Consider the following 16,529-nt stretch of genomic DNA (forward strand, 5'->3'; position numbering starts at 1 on the left):
AAGGGGGAAGACGTTATGAAGCTATGGAAAAAGAATATTATAATGCTCTTAATAGCTGGGGCTATAGCAGTTATTCCTTTACTTATAAATAAAGGTGCAGAATTTGGGGGAGCTGATGGAAAGGCTAAGGATGCCATAACTCAGATTAAACCAGGCTATAAGCCTTGGGCAGATTCCCTTTTCCAGCCACCAAGTACAGAGGTAGAGTCATTATTATTTGCTCTTCAAGCTGCGCTTGGAGCAGGGTTTCTAGGATTTGCATTTGGAAGACTATCTGTTAAAAATAAGGAGAATAATAAATAATGATAGGAATTGATAAATATGCGTACCTCTCGAAAATTTCTAGACTAAACCCTAAGGGTAAGCTTTTATTTAGTATGTTGCCACTATTAATATGCATATTTTCTAATTCCTTTATAGTGAGTATTTTGACGATAATTATAATGACATATGCCACCTTAGTATGGGGTGGCATATCATATAAGGTATTTTTGAAATTAATTCTCATTCCAATTGGATTCTTATTTATAGGATCAGCAACTATTATGATTAATAGGTTTAATCTAGGTAGCCCCTTATTAATAGGGGTTAGTTTAGGAAGTTACTCCTATGGAATAAGTTATGATACTTTGATGAAGGGACTACTTATAACACTTAAGTCCCTAGGAGCTGTAAGCTGCATGTACTTTTTTTCTCTTAATACTCCTATGAATGATTTCTTTAATCTACTTAGGAAAACAAAACTTCCTGTTTTACTAATTGAATTAATGGAGCTTATGTATAGATTTATATTTATTATATGGGAAGAGGGAGAAAAGATTTACATAGCTAAGTCATCAAGGCTTGGGTATCTTGGATTTAAGAACCAGATGTATTCAACTGGAGAATTAATAAGTTCACTATTCTTAAGATCATTTAGAAGAATTGATACTATAAATGCAGCACTTGAATCAAGGGGCTTTGATGGAAGTCTTGATACTTTAGTAGAAGAATATAGTCCGTGTAAGTGGTTAAATATATACACAGTATTAGTTTGTATAATTTTGATTATTTCCTATATAGTAGAAAGGTTATTGTTTTAATGAGTATATTAGAAACTAGAAATTTATGTTACTTCTATGAAGATGATAAAATGGCACTTGATAATGTAAATATGATTTTCAAAAAAGGAAGAACAACAGCAATCCTAGGTGGAAATGGAGCAGGAAAGTCTACTTTATTTCTTAACCTTAATGGGGTTTTAAAGCCTAAGGGTGGAGAGGTTTTCTTTAATGGAACCCCTGTAAAGTATGATAAAAAAGGCCTTATAGATATAAGGAAGAAAATCGGAATAGTTTTTCAAGATCCTGAGAATCAGCTATTTTCCTCTAGTGTTAGACGTGATATTTCCTTTGGACCTATGAAAATGGGACTTAGTAAAAATGAAGTAGAGGAAAGAGTAGAAAAGGCAATAAGGGATACTGGGATAGAGCATATAGCAGATAAGCCAACCCATGCACTAAGTTTCGGACAGAAGAAAAGAGTTGCTATAGCAGGTGTTCTTGTTATGAATCCAGAGGTTATAATACTTGATGAACCAACAGCTGGGCTTGACCCACAGGGGGTTAGTGAAATTCTAAATCTACTTGATGATATAAAAAAGCAGAATAATATCTCACTTATTATAGCAACACATGAAATTGACATTGTACCACTATATTGTGATGACGCCTATGTAATGAATAGGGGGAAGGTAGTACACTCAGGTTCTGTGAAGGAAATGTTTAATAATCCTGAGGTTCTTCGAGAAAACTACCTTAGACTTCCAAGAATTGCTCATTTAATGGAGGTTCTTAAAAATAAGGATAATTTAGATGTTGATACCTCAGCTTCGACTATAGCCCAAGGTAGAAAAACTATTAATGAATTGATTAACAATATAAGGAATAATTAATAGAATTATAATTTGAACTACATAAGTCCTATAAGTATAATAGGAAATATAGCCAAGGGAGAGATTTAATTGAGCCAAATTGAGGAATATATCTATAAGGATAATAAGAAGCTTCGTTTAGGATACACTACAGGAAGTTGTGCCGCTGCTGCTGCAAAGGCAGCATCTATAATGCTCCTTTCAGGTTCAGATATAAAATATGTAGATTTAATGACTCCTAAGGGGATAGGATTAAAGCTTAAGGTTTTAGAGATTAATAAATCAGATGAGTATGTATCCTGTGCTATTCAAAAGGATAGTGGAGATGATCCTGATATTACAAATGGGATGCTAATCTTTGCAAAGGTGAGAAAGATAGATGAACCAAAGGTTGTAATTGATGGAGGAATAGGAGTTGGTAGAGTCACTAAAAAGGGACTTGAACAGGCCATAGGTGAGGCTGCAATTAATAGAGTTCCTAGAAGTATGATAGAAAATGAGGTTAAGTCTATTATAGAGGAACTTGAATATAAAGGTGGAATAGAGGCTGTAATTTCTATCCCTAAGGGTGAGGAGATTGCTAGAAAGACCTTTAATCCAAGGCTTGGAATAGTAGGTGGAATTTCAATTCTAGGAACAAGTGGAATAGTTGAACCTATGAGTGAAAAAGCTCTAACAGATTCTATAAGAATTGAAATGAAGATGCTCCATGAAAATGGTGCAGAGTATGTTTTAGTGACACCTGGAAACTACGGTGAGGCATTTGCAAGTGAAACACTTGGAATAGATATAGAAGACTCTGTAAAGTGTAGCAACTTTGTAGGTGATGTATTAGATTATGCCTTAGAGTTTAAGTTTAAAGGAATTCTTCTAATAGGTCATGTTGGAAAGTTTGTGAAACTATCTGGGGGAATTATGAATACCCACTCAAGATATGCAGATTGTAGAGTTGAGATTCTTACAGCAAATGCAGCACTTGAGGGAGCAGATAGGTCTACCTTAGAGAAAATAATGAACAGCATAACAACAGATGATGCTATAGAATATTTAGATAAGGCTGGTTTAAGAGAAGATGTATTTAGTAGAATAGGGGAAAAAATAGATTATCATATTAATCAAAGGGTATATAATGAACTTAAAGTAGGTGCAATTGTTTTCTCTAACAAATACGGACTACTATGTGAAACAAAGCATTCAAAGGAGTTAATCAAACACTTTAGGATAAGGGAGATATAATTATGGAAAATGGGAAACTTTATGGAGTAGGGGTAGGCCCTGGGGACCCAGAGCTTATAACCTTAAAGGCAGTAAATACTATAAGAAAATGTGATATAATCGCAGTTCCAAGATCAGGGGAAAGTGAAAAGGTTGCATTTAGCATCGCTAAAGGTGCAGTTAATGATATAGAATGTAAGGAAATAGTTGAGATAGATATGCCAATGACTAGAGATAAGGATATTCTAAATGCTAGTCATGAGGCAGGGGCAAATATACTAATAGATTTAATTAAAAAGGGAAAGAATATAGCATTTCTAACACTAGGAGATCCGTGTATATATTCTACATATATCTATATTCACAAACGCGTGTTAAGTAAGGGCTATAGTGCTGAAATAATCCCTGGGGTTCCTTCATTTTGTGCAGTAGCAGCAAGATTAAACGAAGGTCTTGTTGAAGGGGCAGAGCCACTTCACATAATACCTGCATCATATAAAGGTGCAAGTGAAGGACTAGACTTTAAGGGGACTAAGGTTCTTATGAAAACGGGAAGATCGATAAATAAGGTTAAGGAGTCTCTTAAGGAAAAGGGACTATATGAAAATGCTAAAATGGTTCAAAGATGTACAATGGATGGAGAGGCTGTTTTTGATAGCCTTGATGATGTAGATGAAAGTTCAAGCTATTTTTCTATAATAGTTGTAAAGGATAAGGAGTAGGGAATATGATACATTTTGTTGGTGCAGGTCCAGGAGCAGTGGATTTAATTACAGTTAGAGGAAAAACTTTACTTGAGGCAGCTGATGTAATAATATATGCAGGTTCACTTGTGAACCCTGAGCTTTTAACATATAAGAAGGAAAGCTGCAGGGTTTATAATAGTGCTAAGATGACCCTTGATGAAGTTATAGATGTTATGAAGGAGTCAACAGATAATGGTGAAATGGTCGTAAGACTTCATACAGGGGACCCTAGTATATATGGTGCAATTAGAGAGCAAATGGATAGACTAGATACACTTAATATAGAGTACAATGTGACTCCAGGTGTTAGCTCGTTTTTCGGTGCAGCTGCAACTCTTAAAAAGGAGTACACACTTCCAAATGTGTCACAAACAGTTATTATAACTCGTATGGCAGGAAGAACTCCAGTACCTGAAAAAGAGGAAATAGCTCTACTTGCTAGTCACAATGCTACAATGGTTATATTCCTAAGTACAGGAATGCTTGAAGCTCTTCGTGAAAGACTTTTAGTTGGAGGATACAGAAAGGATACACCAGCGGCTATTGTTTATAAGGCTACTTGGGATGATGAGAAAAAGTTCATATGTACAGTTGATACACTGCCAGAGGTTGCTCGTGAAAACAATATTACTAAAACAGCTTTAATAATAGTTGGTGACTTTCTTGGAAACGAATATGAGCTATCAAAGCTATATGACCCAAGCTTTACACATGAGTTTAGAGAGGCGAGTAAGTAAATGAAAATAGCAGTAGTATCCTTTACTAGAAATGGAGCAAAGCTAACTAAAAGTATTAGCTTAAAGTTAGCTTCAAGTAACGATGTAGAAGGCTACACACTGGAGAAATTCTCTAAGGAATATGATTTAAATACTATAAGTAGTGGACTTAAAGCTTGGACAGAGGATATGTTTGCATCAAGGAATGCTATTGTATTTGTAGGTGCCTGTGGTATAGCAGTAAGGTCCATTGCACCTTTTATAAAGGATAAAACAAAGGACCCTGCTGTTATAGTAGTAGATGAACTAGGAAGACATGTTATATCACTACTTTCTGGACATATAGGGGGAGCTAATTCCCTAGCTACTACAATAGCTACTATAACAGGGGGAGAGGCTATAATATCTACTGCAACGGATATTAATAATAGGTTTTCAGTTGATACCTTTGCTAAGGCAAATGACCTATACATAAGTGATATGGCTATTGCAAAGGAGGTTTCATCTAGGGTACTTGAAAATGAGAAAATAGGATTACTATGTGACTTTAGTATAGACTCTAATATCCATAGTGACTTAAAGCTAACCACTTCAAGTGATATTGGGATTGCAATTACACTAGATGATATGAAAAAGCCATATAAGAGAACACTATCTCTTATTCCAAGGATAGTGTCCCTTGGAATAGGATGTAGAAGGAATACTCCACTTGAAAACATTGAGGAGTTAGTACTTAAGACTCTTAAGGAAAATAATATATCACTTAAAGGTGTTAGAAATGTTTCATCAATTAACATTAAAGCAGATGAAAAGGGATTAGTTGATTTTTGTACTAAGTACAACTTAAACTTTATAACATTTACACCTGATGAGCTTAATGAGGCAAAAGGAGATTTTACGAGGTCTGGCTTTGTTAAAAGCATTACTGGGGTAGATAATGTATGTGAAAGAGCAGCGGTGCTTGGGAGTGACAATGGTAGTTTAATTATTAGGAAGACATGTAGAAATTCTGTTACACTAGCAGTAGCAGTTAAGAAATGGGGTGCTGATTTTGAAGGTTAGTATGATAGGAATTGACCACAGCAAGGCTAGTATAGAATTTAGAGAGAAGTTTGCATTTACCAAATCAAAGGTAGTACTTGCATTAAATGACATAAGAAATAAATTCCCTGTTAGCGGATGTGTAATTATATCAACTTGTAACCGTACAGAAATATGGTTTAGTAAATTTTTAGGTGATGATGAGGACATTTATAAAGTAATAGGAGAAATCTATGATATGGATGAATCACTTTATAGAGAATTCTTTACTGTGAGACACGGAAATGAAGCAGTAAAACATCTATTTGAACTTTCATGTGGGTTAAAGTCAAAGATAATAGGAGAGGATCAGATTTTAACTCAGGTTAAAGAAAGTGCATCAATTTCAAGGGAAGAGGGAACAATAGACACTGTTTTAGAAAAGTTATTTCAAATGGCAATAACCTCAGCAAAGAGGGTAAAGACAAATGTTAGACTAACACCTGTTGATACTTCGGTTGCAACTAAGGTTTTAGACTTACTTAAAGTTAAATACACTTCACTTAAAGAAGTTAAATGCCTAGTTATAGGCAATGGCGAAGTAGGAAGACTTACAGCAAAGACATTAGTAGATGCAGGTTGCAGTGTTTCTATGACTCTTCGCCAGTATAAAAGGGGGGTAGTTCAAGTACCCGAAGGGTGTAGAATTATTCAATATGATGACAGAATAGATTATGTCAACGAATCAGATGTAGTTATAAGTGGTACTTTAAGTCCACATTATACTTTAATCTATGATGATGTAAAGGCAGTAATTGATGATAGAAAAAGGCTGTTTATAGACCTTGCAATACCACGTGATATAGACACTAAAATAAAGGACTTAGAAGGCGTAGAGCTTTATGATATAGATTCACTAAGCGAAAATGAAAATAGTACAAATGAGGTTCTTGAGGCTCAGATAATTAAAGTAGAGTCAATACTTAATAAATATATAAATGAATTTAAAGAGTTTTATTACAATAGAGAAATAAGAAGAGTCAAATTCGAAATGAAAAAGAAATCAGAGGTGAACTAATGAAAGTATATGTTGTAGGACTAGGACCAGGAGGGTTCAACGAGATAACACCAAGGGCAATGGCCGCTATGGAGGAAAGTGACGTTATAGCTGGATACAGCGTTTATATAGACCTTATAAAGGATAAATTTTCACACAAGACACTACTTACAACTCCTATGAAAAGGGAAGTTGATAGATGTCATATGGCACTTGAGGAAGCGGTAAAGGGAAAAACTGTTTCTATGGTTTGTAGTGGAGATGCTGGAGTATATGGAATGGCAGGACTTATATATGAAGTATCACAGCAGTATGATCCAGTTGAAATAGAGGTTATAAGTGGTATAACAGCAGCATGTAGTGGTGCAGCTATACTTGGAGCGCCACTTATTCATGACTTTGCAGTAATTAGTTTAAGTGATCTTTTAACTCCACTTGAACTAATTAAGAAAAGATTAGAAGCTGCAGCAATGGCTGACTTCGTTATTTGTTTATATAACCCATCAAGTAAAAAGCGTTTTGATTACCTTATGAAGGCATGTGACATAATCGTACGCTATAGAAGTGCTAATACTCCATGTGGAATAGTTAGAAACATAGGCCGCGAAGGTGAAGAGTACAAGGTTATGACGCTTAAGGAACTTAGAAACACTGAAGTAGATATGTTTACAACTGTTTTCATAGGTAATTCAAAGACTAAGGTTATTTCTGGAAAAATGGTAACTCCAAGGGGTTATAAGGATGTATAAAATCCTCATTTTTGGTGGAACTACCGAGGGGAGAATTCTTACAGAAAGACTCTCTAGGTACAATATAGATATTACTGTCTCAGTTGCAACTGAAACTGGACGTGATGTACTTCCTAAAGGGGATAATATAAAGTGCCTAGTTAATAGACTAACTAGAGAAGAAATGGCAAAACTTATAGGTAGTGGATTTAACTTAGTTATAGATGCCACCCACCCCTATGCAAGTGAAGTTACAGAGAATATATTAGCTGCATCTAAGGAATCTAATGTAGAGTATATAAGACTTCTAAGGAAGGAAGAAAAGGTAGCTAGCTGTATATATGTAAAAAGCATAGATGAAGCTATAGATTACCTAAATACTGTAGATGGAAACATTCTGCTTACTACAGGAAGTCGTGACCTTCATGAATTTATAAAGGTTAATAATTATGAAACTAGAGTTTTTGCAAGGGTTCTTCCAACTGTAGATGTTATGGAAAAATGCTATAGCATAGGGCTTAAGGCTAAAAACATAATAGCTATGCAGGGGCCATTTACTTTGGAGCTTAATTCTGCAATCTTAGCTCAGATTAATGCAAAGTATATGGTGACTAAGGAATCAGGCGATGTTGGTGGATTCCAGGAGAAGGTAGATGCAGCATTAAAGTCAATGGCACAATTAATAGTTATAGGTAGACCCCTTAAGGAGATTGGCTATAGCTTAGAGGAAATTGAACAAAGAATACTAAGCCACTTAAAGCTTGATTACAAGAAAGAGGATATTAAAAGATATTTTCCACTATTCGTTGATTTAGAAGATAAATTGGTTAAGGTTTTTGGAGGGGGAAATATAGCTCTTAGACGTATAAAAACCCTACTTAACTTTAACTGCAAAGTAGAGGTTATAGCACCTAAAGTGCTTGATGAGATAAAGACTTTAGAAATTGAAGGTAAGATAAAGTTAACTCTTGAAACCTACAATGAAGGTGATTGCAAGGGTTCAGATATAGTACTTGCCCTAACAGACAATAGGGAAGTAAACCATAGAATATATAGTGAATGCACAGAGCTAAATATTCTATGCAATATAGGAGATAAGAAGGAAGAATGTAGTTTCTATTTTCCTGGAGTTGTAATTAAAGATAATGTTGTAGTTGGTGTAACTGCAAGTGGATTAAACCACAGTGAAGCAAAAAAGGTAACGCGGATTGTTCGAGATATATTTAATTAGTGAAGGGGTGATTTTTCTATGGCTAGAAGAAAGATAGTAGTTGGAAGTCGTGAAAGTAAATTAGCGGTTCTTCAAACAAGAATAGTAATGGATTCAATTAAGAGACACAATCCTGATATTGAACTAGAACTTATAACAATGAAAACAACAGGTGACAAGATACTAGACAGAACCCTTGATAAGGTAGGGGGAAAGGGTCTATTTGTCAAGGAACTTGATATGGCATTAATGGAGGGAAGAATAGATTTATCTGTTCATAGTCTAAAGGATATGCCAATGGAAACTCCAGGGCAGCTTCCACTTGTTGCCCTATCTGAAAGAGAAGACCCAAGGGACGTTCTTATATATCCCTTTGGAGAAGAGGAATTAGATAAGAGTAAGTGTATTGGAACTTCTAGCTTTAGAAGAAAACTTCTACTTAGAAACCTTTACCCAGATGTAGGGGTTGATTGGATAAGAGGAAATCTTCAAACACGCCTTTCAAAGCTTGACTCTGGTCAGTTTTCAGCTATTGTTCTTGCAGCAGCGGGAATTAAAAGATTAGGACTTGAACATAGAATTGGTAGATTCTTTTCAACAGATGAAGTTATACCACCTGCAGGTCAAGGAGTACTTGCTGTTCAAGGAAGAGCGGGAGAGGATTATTCATTCCTTGAAAATGTAAATAACAAAATAGCAAACTACACATCAGATGCTGAAAGAAGCTTTGTAAGAACACTTAATGGAGGATGTAGTTCTCCAGTTGCAGCATATGCTATTGTTCATGGAAATGAAATAAAGCTAAGGGGGCTTTATTATAATGAGGAAACTGAGCAGTACACAATAGGTGAAACAGTAGGCGATGTGAAAGATGGTATTAAACTTGGGGAAGAGCTTGCACTTAAGCTTAGAAAAGAGGGATAGTCATGGGAAAAGGAAAGGTATGGCTTGTTGGAGCAGGACCATCTGATGTAGGATTATTCACCTTAAAGGGACGTGAAGTATTAGAGAAGGCAGATGTTGTTGTATATGATAAGTTAGTTGGTGGAGGGATATTAAGCCTTATTCCAAATGAGACAGAGCTTATATATGTAGGAAAGACATCGGGAAATCATCCAGTGCCTCAAGACAGAATAAACGAAATATTACTTGAAGAAGCACTTAAAGGAAAGAATGTAGCAAGGCTTAAAGGGGGAGACCCATTTCTATTTGGTAGAGGTGGAGAGGAACTTGAACTTCTAGTTGAACATGGAATTGAGTTTGAGATAGTACCAGGTATAACTTCAGCTATATCAGTTCCAGCATATGCAGGAATCCCAGTAACCCATAGAGACTTTACCTCATCGCTACATATTATAACTGGGCATACTAAAAAGGAAAGTGCTCCTAGCATTGACTTTGAATCACTTGTTAAGTTAAATGGGACACTGGTATTTTTAATGGGTGTTTCCTCACTTGAAGTTATATGTAAGGGACTAATTGATGCAGGAATGGATAAAACTACACCTGCTGCAATAATAGAAAGTGGAACAACATCAAGACAAAGAAAGGTTGTTTCAACTGTTGAGTATTTATCAAGTGAGGCAAGGGATGCAAAGATAAAAACCCCAGGTCTTATAATAGTAGGAAAGGTTGCTCAGCTTTCAGATAAGTTTAGCTGGGCAGAGAAAAGACCTCTAGCAGGTACTAAGGTACTAGTTACTAGACCTAAGAGCCTTGCATCTAGACTTTCTAAGAAGCTTTATGATAATGGTGCAGAGGTTATAGAACTTCCTACTATAGAAACTAAGGCTATAGAGGATAATAGTCTTCTTTTAGGGGAAATTAAAAATATAAAGGACTATGGATGGATTGTGTTTACAAGTCCAACTGGAGTTAATGTATTCTTTGAGTCTCTTAAAGTGAATTCTATAGATATTAGAAGCCTACTTGGAGTTAAGTTTGCAGCTGTAGGAAGTGCAACAGCCAAGGCCATTGAGGATAGAGGAATTATAGTGGACTTTATTCCGTCAATGTTTAATGGAAAGGTACTAGCTATAGAACTATCACCTAAGGTAAATGGCGAGAAGGTTATGATTCCAAGGGCAAAGGACGGTACACTTGATATTGTAGAAGAGTTTAAGAAAGCTAACATAGATTACAGAGACATTCCTATATATGAGACGATTATTAAGGAAACTGAGGTTGATAATATAGAAGACTTTGATTATGTAGCATTTACAAGTGCTAGTACAGTTAAGGGCTTTGTAAATTCAGTTAAGACAGACTATTCGAGGCTAAAGGCTATATGTATAGGAGAGAGTACTGAAGGAGAAGCTAAGAAGTACTCTATGGAAACCTTTGTAGCAAAGAGGGCTACACTTGATTCCATGGTTGAACTTTTGATTGAATTGAGAGGTAATTAAAATGGATTTAATAAATAGACCAAGAAGACTTAGAGATCGTGATATTCTAAGGGACATGGTTAGAGAAACTAGAATATCAAAATCATCATTAATATACCCAATTTTCATTAAAGAGGGCAAGGGAATTATAGAGGATATATCTTCAATGGAGGGACAAAAAAGATATAGCATAGACATGCTAGGTCATGCCCTTGAGGATATTTCAAAAAGCGGAGTTAATAAGGTTTTATTATTTGGAATACCAGAGCATAAGGATGAAGTTGGAAGTGGTGCATACGCTGAGGATGGAATCATCCAAAAAGCACTAAGATATGCTAAGGAAAAGTATCCGAACCTTTTCTACATCACAGATGTATGCCTTTGTGAATATACATCACATGGTCACTGTGGAATGCTAAATGGACATAGAATTGATAACGATACAACTCTACCACTACTTGCGAAAACAGCTCTTTCACATGTAGAGGCAGGTGCAGATATGGTTGCACCATCTGATATGATGGACGGAAGAATAGGAGCTATAAGACATGAGCTTGATAAAAATGGATTCCATGGAACTCCTATAATGTCATACTCAGTTAAGTATGCATCAGCTTTCTACGGACCATTCCGTGAAGCTGCAGGGTCAGCTCCATCATTTGGTGATAGAAAAACATATCAAATGGACTACCATAACAAGAAGGAAGGCTTAAAACAAGCAGCACTTGATATAAATCAAGGAGCAGACATTATAATGGTTAAGCCTGCACTATCATACCTAGATGTTATTAATGAAGTATCAAGTAACTTTAATGTTCCAGTTGCTGCATATAGCGTTAGTGGAGAATACTCTATGATTAAGGCAGCGGCTAAGGCTGGATATATAGATGAAATGTCAATTGTATGTGAAAGTGCAACAAGCATTTTTAGAGCAGGGGCAAATATTCTAATGACATACTATGCAAAGGAACTTGCAAAATACATTGACGAAGGGAGAATAGGCTAATGACAATTTCAGAAAACTTAAATATAGAGGCACAAAAGTATATACCAGGAGGGGTTAACAGCCCAGTTAGAGCATTTAGATCAGTTGGAAGTACTCCAAGATTTATGAAAAGTGCAGATGGAGCATATCTAATTGATGAAGACGGAAACAAATATCTTGATTTTATAGGTTCATGGGGACCAATGATTCTAGGACATAATCACCCAGATGTTCGAGAGGCAGTAATCGATGCAGCAGCAAGTGGATTAAGCTTTGGTGCAGCAACAAAGATAGAAGTTGAAATGGCAAAGCTTATATGTGAAGTTGTTCCTTCAGTTGAACTAGTTAGAATGGTTAACTCAGGAACAGAGGCTGTTATGAGTGCCCTTAGAGTAGCGAGAGGTCATACAGGAAGAGACAAGATAATTAAGTTTGAAGGATGTTACCACGGACATAGCGATTCAATGCTTGTAAAGGCAGGTTCAGGGGCACTAACAACAGGAGTTCCTGATAGTGCAGGGGTACCAGAAGGATGTGCAAAGGATACATTAACTGCTATATACAATGATATTAATAGTGTTGAGAGACTATTTGAAGAAAACAAAGGCGAGATTGCAGCTATAATTATAGAGCCTGTTGTTGCTAACATGGGAGTTGTACTACCTAAGGATAATTTCCTACAAAAGCTTCGTGATATATGCACTGAAAACGGTGCACTACTTATATTTGATGAGGTTATAACTGGATTTAGACTAGGAATAGATGGAGCTCAAGGATATTTTAACGTAAAGCCGGATCTAACTATATTCGGTAAGATTATAGGTGGCGGAATGCCTGTTGGAGCATATGGTGGAAAGAGAGAAATAATGGAAAACGTAGCTCCACTAGGAAAGGTATATCAAGCTGGGACACTAAGTGGTAACCCAATAGCAATGGCAGCTGGTATTACTCAACTAAGAACTCTTAGAGACAACCCTAAGATATATGAGCATATAAGAAGTCTTGGAAACAGATTAGCTACTGGAATAGAAGATATAATAAAGAAGCATAACTTAAAGTGCAGCGTTAATAACCTTGAATCTTTATGTTGTTTCTTCTTTAGCCCAGAAAAAATAGAAGACTATAATGGTGCTAAAACATCAGATACAGCAGCATATGCTAAGTACTTTAACTTTATGTTAAACAAGGGAATATATCTAGCACCTGCACAATTTGAAGCTATGTTTATATCAAATGCACATACAGAAAAGGATATAGACTTTACATTAGAATGCATAGAAGAATACTTTACTAAAGGAGATATGTAAGATGACAGGAGTACTATTATTAGCACACGGTAGCCGTGAAGAAGATACAATGATAACAATGGAAAAGATAACATCTGAGGTAAAGAACCAACTAGGACTAGAACTTGTTGAATGTGCTTACCTACAGTTTTGTGATGTTAACCTAGAAAAGGGGCTAGAGATCCTAATTTCTAAGGGAGCAAAGGATATAAAGGTTATACCATACTTCCTATTCCAAGGAGTACATATTAAAGAAGATATTCCAGCAGAGCTTGAAGAATTTAAGAAGAATCATGCAGATGTAAGTATAACATTTGGAGATACTCTAGGAAGTGACAAGCGTCTTGCTATGATAGTTGCAGATAGAGTTAGAGAGATTCTATAGTTTATGAAGATATACATTGTAGGAATAGGAACAGGAAATAAAGATTTAATGACAGGTGAAGCTTTAAAGGTAGTTGAGTCAAGTGACCTACTAATTGGAGCTAGCAGAATGCTTGAAGCATTTAGTTACCTTGAAACTCCTAAGATTAATTCCTATTTAAGTAAAGAAATAAAGGGCATACTTGAGAATAATAAAGAAGCTAAAAAGGTTTCAATTATAGTATCAGGTGATGTTGGATTCTTTAGTGCTACAAAGAAATTACTACTAGAACTTGAGGGTTATGATGTAGAGCTTATTCCAGGAATAAGCTCTATAGTGTATTTTGCATCGAAGCTTAAGGCAAACTGGGATGATATGAAGATAATCAGTCTTCATGGAAGAGATGAGAGCATTATAGCAAGTATTATGAAAAATGCTAAAACATTTATATTAACAGGTGGCAAAAATAAGGTTAATAGTATATGTAAGTCCTTTGTAGATGCAGGTCTTGATAATATAGTTGTAAGTGTTGGAGAAAATCTATCCTATGACAATGAAAAAATAACAACAGGTATACCAAGTAGGCTTCAAGGACTTGAATTTGACGACTTAAGTGTAATGCTAGTTGAGAATAAAAGTCCTATTAATAAGTTTAATTCATTTGGTATAGCAGATGAAGAGTTTGCTAGAGGAGATGTTCCAATGACAAAGTCAGAGGTTCGAAGTATAGTAATGTCTAAGCTTAGACTTCAAGAAAATGACATAGCCTATGACGTTGGAGCTGGAACAGGTTCAGTATCAATTGAAATGGCACTTGCAGCAAGTGAAGTTTATGCGATTGAGAGAAATCCTAAGGGGATAGAACTTATTAATGAAAATAGGGAAAAGTTCAATGCATATAACCTAAAAGCAATAGAGGGACTTGCCCCAGACTCACTCCTTGATTTACCTGCACCTGATAAGGTATTTATAGGTGGCTCAGGAAAGAAGTTAGATGAGATAATAGAGCTTTGTCTTAAGAAAAATCCTAGGGTTCGAATAGTTGTAACTGCAATTGCCCTGGAAACTGTGGCACAGACTATTGAATGCTTTAAAAAGTTCAATATTAAAAACTCTGAAATAGTTCAAGTTAATATCTCTAAGGCAAGAAGCGTTGCAAACTACAACATGATGATAGGTCAAAACCCTATTTATATATTTAGTGGAGATGGTAGTGTAGATGAAAAGTAGAATACCTAGAATAATGATTGCAGCTCCATCAAGTGGAAGCGGAAAGACAACAGTTGTATGTGGAGTTCTTAAGCTTCTTAAAGACAGAGGTTTAAATATTACATCATTTAAGTGTGGGCCAGATTATATAGACCCTATGTTTCATAAAAAAGCTCTAGACATAGATTCTAGAAACTTAGACCTATTTCTAAATAATGAGGATACAGTAAAGTATCTATTAGCTAAGAATTCAGCTAATAGTGATGTATCAGTAATCGAAGGGGTTATGGGCTATTATGATGGAATAGCAGGAAAAAGCCTAAGTGCTAGCTCCTATGATTTATCAAGGGTTACAAAAACCCCAACTATACTTGTTATAAATGCTAAGGGTAAATCAACATCTATAATACCAGAGATTAAGGGTTTTATAGAGTATAGAGATGATAGTAACATCGAGGGAGTAATCCTTAATAACATATCCCCTATGTTATATCCTGACATAAAGGAGTTAATAGAAGTTGAACTTCAAGTTAAAGTGCTTGGATATGCTCCTAAAGACGAAGGATTTAACCTAGAAAGTCGTCACCTAGGTCTTGTTACTCCAAGTGAGATAGCAGGGATAGAGGAAAAGATAAGCTATATTGCAAGTATTCTTGAAAAGACAATTGATGTAGATTCTATAATTGAAATGGCAAGTAGGGCTACTGATATAGAGTATACTTCCCTAAGTGTTCCAAAACTTAAGGGGGCAAGAATTGCATTGGCTAGAGATAAGGCATTTTGCTTTTACTATAGTGATAATCTAGATTTACTTCTTGAAATGGGAGCTGAGCTTGTTGAGTTTAGTCCACTTAAGGACTCTCATTTACCAAAAGGTATTAATGGACTTATAATAGGCGGGGGATATCCAGAAGTCTTTGCAAGTCACCTGTCTCAAAATAAATCATTACTAAATGATATAAGAGAGAAGTTAAAGATGGGACTTCCAACCCTTGCTGAGTGTGGCGGCTTTATGTATCTAGGAAGTAGCATAGTTGATAAAGCTGGACAAGAGTACAGTATGGTTGATTACATCCCTATGAAAAGCTCAAGTACAGGAAAGCTTTCAAGATTCGGATATGTAACACTAACTGCAAATGAAGATAACATGCTTTGTAGTAAGGGAGATACTATAAATGCCCATGAGTTTCACTATTGGGATTCAACTGAAAATGGAGAAAGCTTTAATGCTACAAAACCTCTTAGAAAAAGAAGCTGGAGCTGTATAAATTATAGGGATAATGTTATTGCAGGATATCCTCATATGCATTATTACTCTAATATTAATTTTCCATATAACTTCTTAAAAAAGTGTATAGAATACAACTAAATAAGCACATGGAAAGCCATGTGCTTAAGTTTTAGATACTTTCAGTTTTACTTGAAGTAGCTTTTTCAAGCTTCTTATTTCTAAGGTATATACAAGAATCTGCAAACACCATGATTAGGTTAAGTATGTAAAGAAAGATTACATAGTCAAAGTGATAGAAGATTTTGTTTAATATACCACATATATAGCCTAACATTACAATGATTAGGAAGGTTAGGCTTTTACCTGAAGTACTTTTTGAGGTAAGTGATTTATATATTGATGGTGGCCAAGCTGCACCAAAACAGATTAACATTAATGCTTCAAAAATACTCATAACATCCTCCAA

General features: G+C 35.6%; 18 protein-coding genes. 17 read left to right on the plus strand and 1 reads right to left on the minus strand.

The window, feature by feature from the left end; genetic code table 11:
• The first annotated feature begins 15 nt into the window (after window positions 1-15).
• From CLCY_RS07390 to CLCY_RS07470, 17 genes are all read left to right on the plus strand, one after another.
• Window positions 16-303 carry an energy-coupling factor ABC transporter substrate-binding protein gene (locus CLCY_RS07390; RefSeq protein WP_048570483.1) on the plus strand — a complete coding sequence of 96 codons (288 nt, stop codon included), beginning with the start codon at window positions 16-18 and terminating at the stop codon, window positions 301-303.
• Window positions 303-1,082 (plus strand): cobalt ECF transporter T component CbiQ, encoded by a 780-nt coding sequence (gene cbiQ / locus CLCY_RS07395; protein ID WP_048570484.1) that lies wholly within the window; start codon window positions 303-305, stop codon window positions 1,080-1,082. Before CLCY_RS07390 ends, cbiQ begins: the two co-directional genes overlap by 1 nt.
• Window positions 1,082-1,933, plus strand: coding sequence for an ATP-binding cassette domain-containing protein (locus CLCY_RS07400; protein WP_048570669.1), 852 nt, complete (start codon window positions 1,082-1,084; stop codon window positions 1,931-1,933). The genes cbiQ and CLCY_RS07400 overlap by 1 nt, the downstream gene beginning before the upstream one ends.
• Window positions 1,934-2,002: 69 nt before the next feature.
• A complete protein-coding gene (gene cbiD / locus CLCY_RS07405) occupies window positions 2,003-3,148 on the plus strand; it encodes a cobalt-precorrin-5B (C(1))-methyltransferase CbiD (protein WP_048570485.1) in 1,146 nt (381 codons plus the stop codon).
• 2 nt (window positions 3,149-3,150) lie between these two features.
• Window positions 3,151-3,849: a precorrin-2 C(20)-methyltransferase gene (cobI, locus tag CLCY_RS07410; RefSeq protein WP_048570486.1), complete on the plus strand. Its 699-nt coding sequence runs from the start codon at window positions 3,151-3,153 to the stop codon at window positions 3,847-3,849.
• A 5-nt stretch (window positions 3,850-3,854) separates the two neighbouring features.
• Complete coding sequence (cobM, locus tag CLCY_RS07415) at window positions 3,855-4,610, plus strand: precorrin-4 C(11)-methyltransferase (RefSeq protein ID WP_048570487.1); 756 nt, start codon at window positions 3,855-3,857, stop codon at window positions 4,608-4,610.
• Complete coding sequence (locus tag CLCY_RS07420) at window positions 4,611-5,651, plus strand: cobalt-precorrin 5A hydrolase (RefSeq protein ID WP_048570488.1); 1,041 nt, start codon at window positions 4,611-4,613, stop codon at window positions 5,649-5,651.
• Window positions 5,641-6,687 (plus strand): glutamyl-tRNA reductase, encoded by a 1,047-nt coding sequence (gene hemA, locus CLCY_RS07425; protein ID WP_048570489.1) that lies wholly within the window; start codon window positions 5,641-5,643, stop codon window positions 6,685-6,687. The genes CLCY_RS07420 and hemA overlap by 11 nt, the downstream gene beginning before the upstream one ends.
• Entirely contained in the window at window positions 6,687-7,415 is a 729-nt protein-coding gene (cobJ, locus tag CLCY_RS07430) for a precorrin-3B C(17)-methyltransferase (protein ID WP_048570490.1), read from the plus strand. Before hemA ends, cobJ begins: the two co-directional genes overlap by 1 nt.
• Window positions 7,408-8,625: a precorrin-6A reductase gene (gene cobK / locus CLCY_RS07435; protein WP_048570491.1), complete on the plus strand. Its 1,218-nt coding sequence runs from the start codon at window positions 7,408-7,410 to the stop codon at window positions 8,623-8,625. The genes cobJ and cobK overlap by 8 nt, the downstream gene beginning before the upstream one ends.
• Window positions 8,626-8,643: 18 nt before the next feature.
• The gene (hemC, locus tag CLCY_RS07440; RefSeq protein WP_048570492.1) at window positions 8,644-9,528 is read left to right on the plus strand and encodes a hydroxymethylbilane synthase; all 885 of its coding nucleotides are present in this window, start codon (window positions 8,644-8,646) and stop codon (window positions 9,526-9,528) included.
• Window positions 9,529-9,530: 2 nt separating this feature from the next.
• A complete protein-coding gene (gene cobA / locus CLCY_RS07445) occupies window positions 9,531-11,009 on the plus strand; it encodes a uroporphyrinogen-III C-methyltransferase (protein ID WP_048570493.1) in 1,479 nt (492 codons plus the stop codon).
• A gap of 1 nt (window position 11,010) precedes the next feature.
• Window positions 11,011-11,994, plus strand: coding sequence for a porphobilinogen synthase (gene hemB / locus CLCY_RS07450; RefSeq protein ID WP_048570494.1), 984 nt, complete (start codon window positions 11,011-11,013; stop codon window positions 11,992-11,994).
• Window positions 11,994-13,280 carry a glutamate-1-semialdehyde 2,1-aminomutase gene (gene hemL, locus CLCY_RS07455; protein ID WP_048570495.1) on the plus strand — a complete coding sequence of 429 codons (1,287 nt, stop codon included), beginning with the start codon at window positions 11,994-11,996 and terminating at the stop codon, window positions 13,278-13,280. The genes hemB and hemL overlap by 1 nt, the downstream gene beginning before the upstream one ends.
• Window position 13,281: 1 nt before the next feature.
• Entirely contained in the window at window positions 13,282-13,644 is a 363-nt protein-coding gene (locus tag CLCY_RS07460) for a sirohydrochlorin chelatase (protein WP_048570496.1), read from the plus strand.
• A 3-nt stretch (window positions 13,645-13,647) separates the two neighbouring features.
• Entirely contained in the window at window positions 13,648-14,853 is a 1,206-nt protein-coding gene (gene cbiE / locus CLCY_RS07465; protein ID WP_048570497.1) for a precorrin-6y C5,15-methyltransferase (decarboxylating) subunit CbiE, read from the plus strand.
• On the plus strand, window positions 14,843-16,201 hold the full coding sequence (locus CLCY_RS07470) for a cobyrinic acid a,c-diamide synthase CobB (RefSeq protein ID WP_048570498.1): 1,359 nt from the start codon (window positions 14,843-14,845) through the stop codon (window positions 16,199-16,201). Before cbiE ends, CLCY_RS07470 begins: the two co-directional genes overlap by 11 nt.
• A 31-nt stretch (window positions 16,202-16,232) precedes the next feature.
• Here the strand turns inward: CLCY_RS07470 and CLCY_RS07475 are convergent, their stop codons facing one another.
• Window positions 16,233-16,517 (minus strand): hypothetical protein, encoded by a 285-nt coding sequence (locus CLCY_RS07475; protein ID WP_048570499.1) that lies wholly within the window; start codon window positions 16,515-16,517, stop codon window positions 16,233-16,235.
• Between the last annotated feature and the right edge of the window lie 12 nt (window positions 16,518-16,529).

The sequence above is a fragment of the Clostridium cylindrosporum DSM 605 genome, assembly GCF_001047375.1.
In the GTDB taxonomy this organism is placed as follows: domain Bacteria; phylum Bacillota; class Clostridia; order Clostridiales; family Caloramatoraceae; genus Clostridium_AB; species Clostridium_AB cylindrosporum.

Coding starts and splice junctions, on each gene's coding strand:
- hemL (WP_048570495.1), top strand. CDS start 11,994: ATGACAATTTCAGAAAACTTAAATATAGAGGCACAAAAGTATATACCA.
- CLCY_RS07475 (WP_048570499.1), bottom strand. CDS start 16,517: ATGAGTATTTTTGAAGCATTAATGTTAATCTGTTTTGGTGCAGCTTGG.
- cbiE (WP_048570497.1), top strand. CDS start 13,648: ATGAAGATATACATTGTAGGAATAGGAACAGGAAATAAAGATTTAATG.
- CLCY_RS07420 (WP_048570488.1), top strand. CDS start 4,611: ATGAAAATAGCAGTAGTATCCTTTACTAGAAATGGAGCAAAGCTAACT.
- cobA (WP_048570493.1), top strand. CDS start 9,531: ATGGGAAAAGGAAAGGTATGGCTTGTTGGAGCAGGACCATCTGATGTA.
- CLCY_RS07470 (WP_048570498.1), top strand. CDS start 14,843: ATGAAAAGTAGAATACCTAGAATAATGATTGCAGCTCCATCAAGTGGA.
- cobK (WP_048570491.1), top strand. CDS start 7,408: ATGTATAAAATCCTCATTTTTGGTGGAACTACCGAGGGGAGAATTCTT.
- cobJ (WP_048570490.1), top strand. CDS start 6,687: ATGAAAGTATATGTTGTAGGACTAGGACCAGGAGGGTTCAACGAGATA.
- hemB (WP_048570494.1), top strand. CDS start 11,011: ATGGATTTAATAAATAGACCAAGAAGACTTAGAGATCGTGATATTCTA.
- hemC (WP_048570492.1), top strand. CDS start 8,644: ATGGCTAGAAGAAAGATAGTAGTTGGAAGTCGTGAAAGTAAATTAGCG.
- CLCY_RS07400 (WP_048570669.1), top strand. CDS start 1,082: ATGAGTATATTAGAAACTAGAAATTTATGTTACTTCTATGAAGATGAT.
- CLCY_RS07460 (WP_048570496.1), top strand. CDS start 13,282: ATGACAGGAGTACTATTATTAGCACACGGTAGCCGTGAAGAAGATACA.
- cbiQ (WP_048570484.1), top strand. CDS start 303: ATGATAGGAATTGATAAATATGCGTACCTCTCGAAAATTTCTAGACTA.
- CLCY_RS07390 (WP_048570483.1), top strand. CDS start 16: ATGAAGCTATGGAAAAAGAATATTATAATGCTCTTAATAGCTGGGGCT.
- cobM (WP_048570487.1), top strand. CDS start 3,855: ATGATACATTTTGTTGGTGCAGGTCCAGGAGCAGTGGATTTAATTACA.
- cobI (WP_048570486.1), top strand. CDS start 3,151: ATGGAAAATGGGAAACTTTATGGAGTAGGGGTAGGCCCTGGGGACCCA.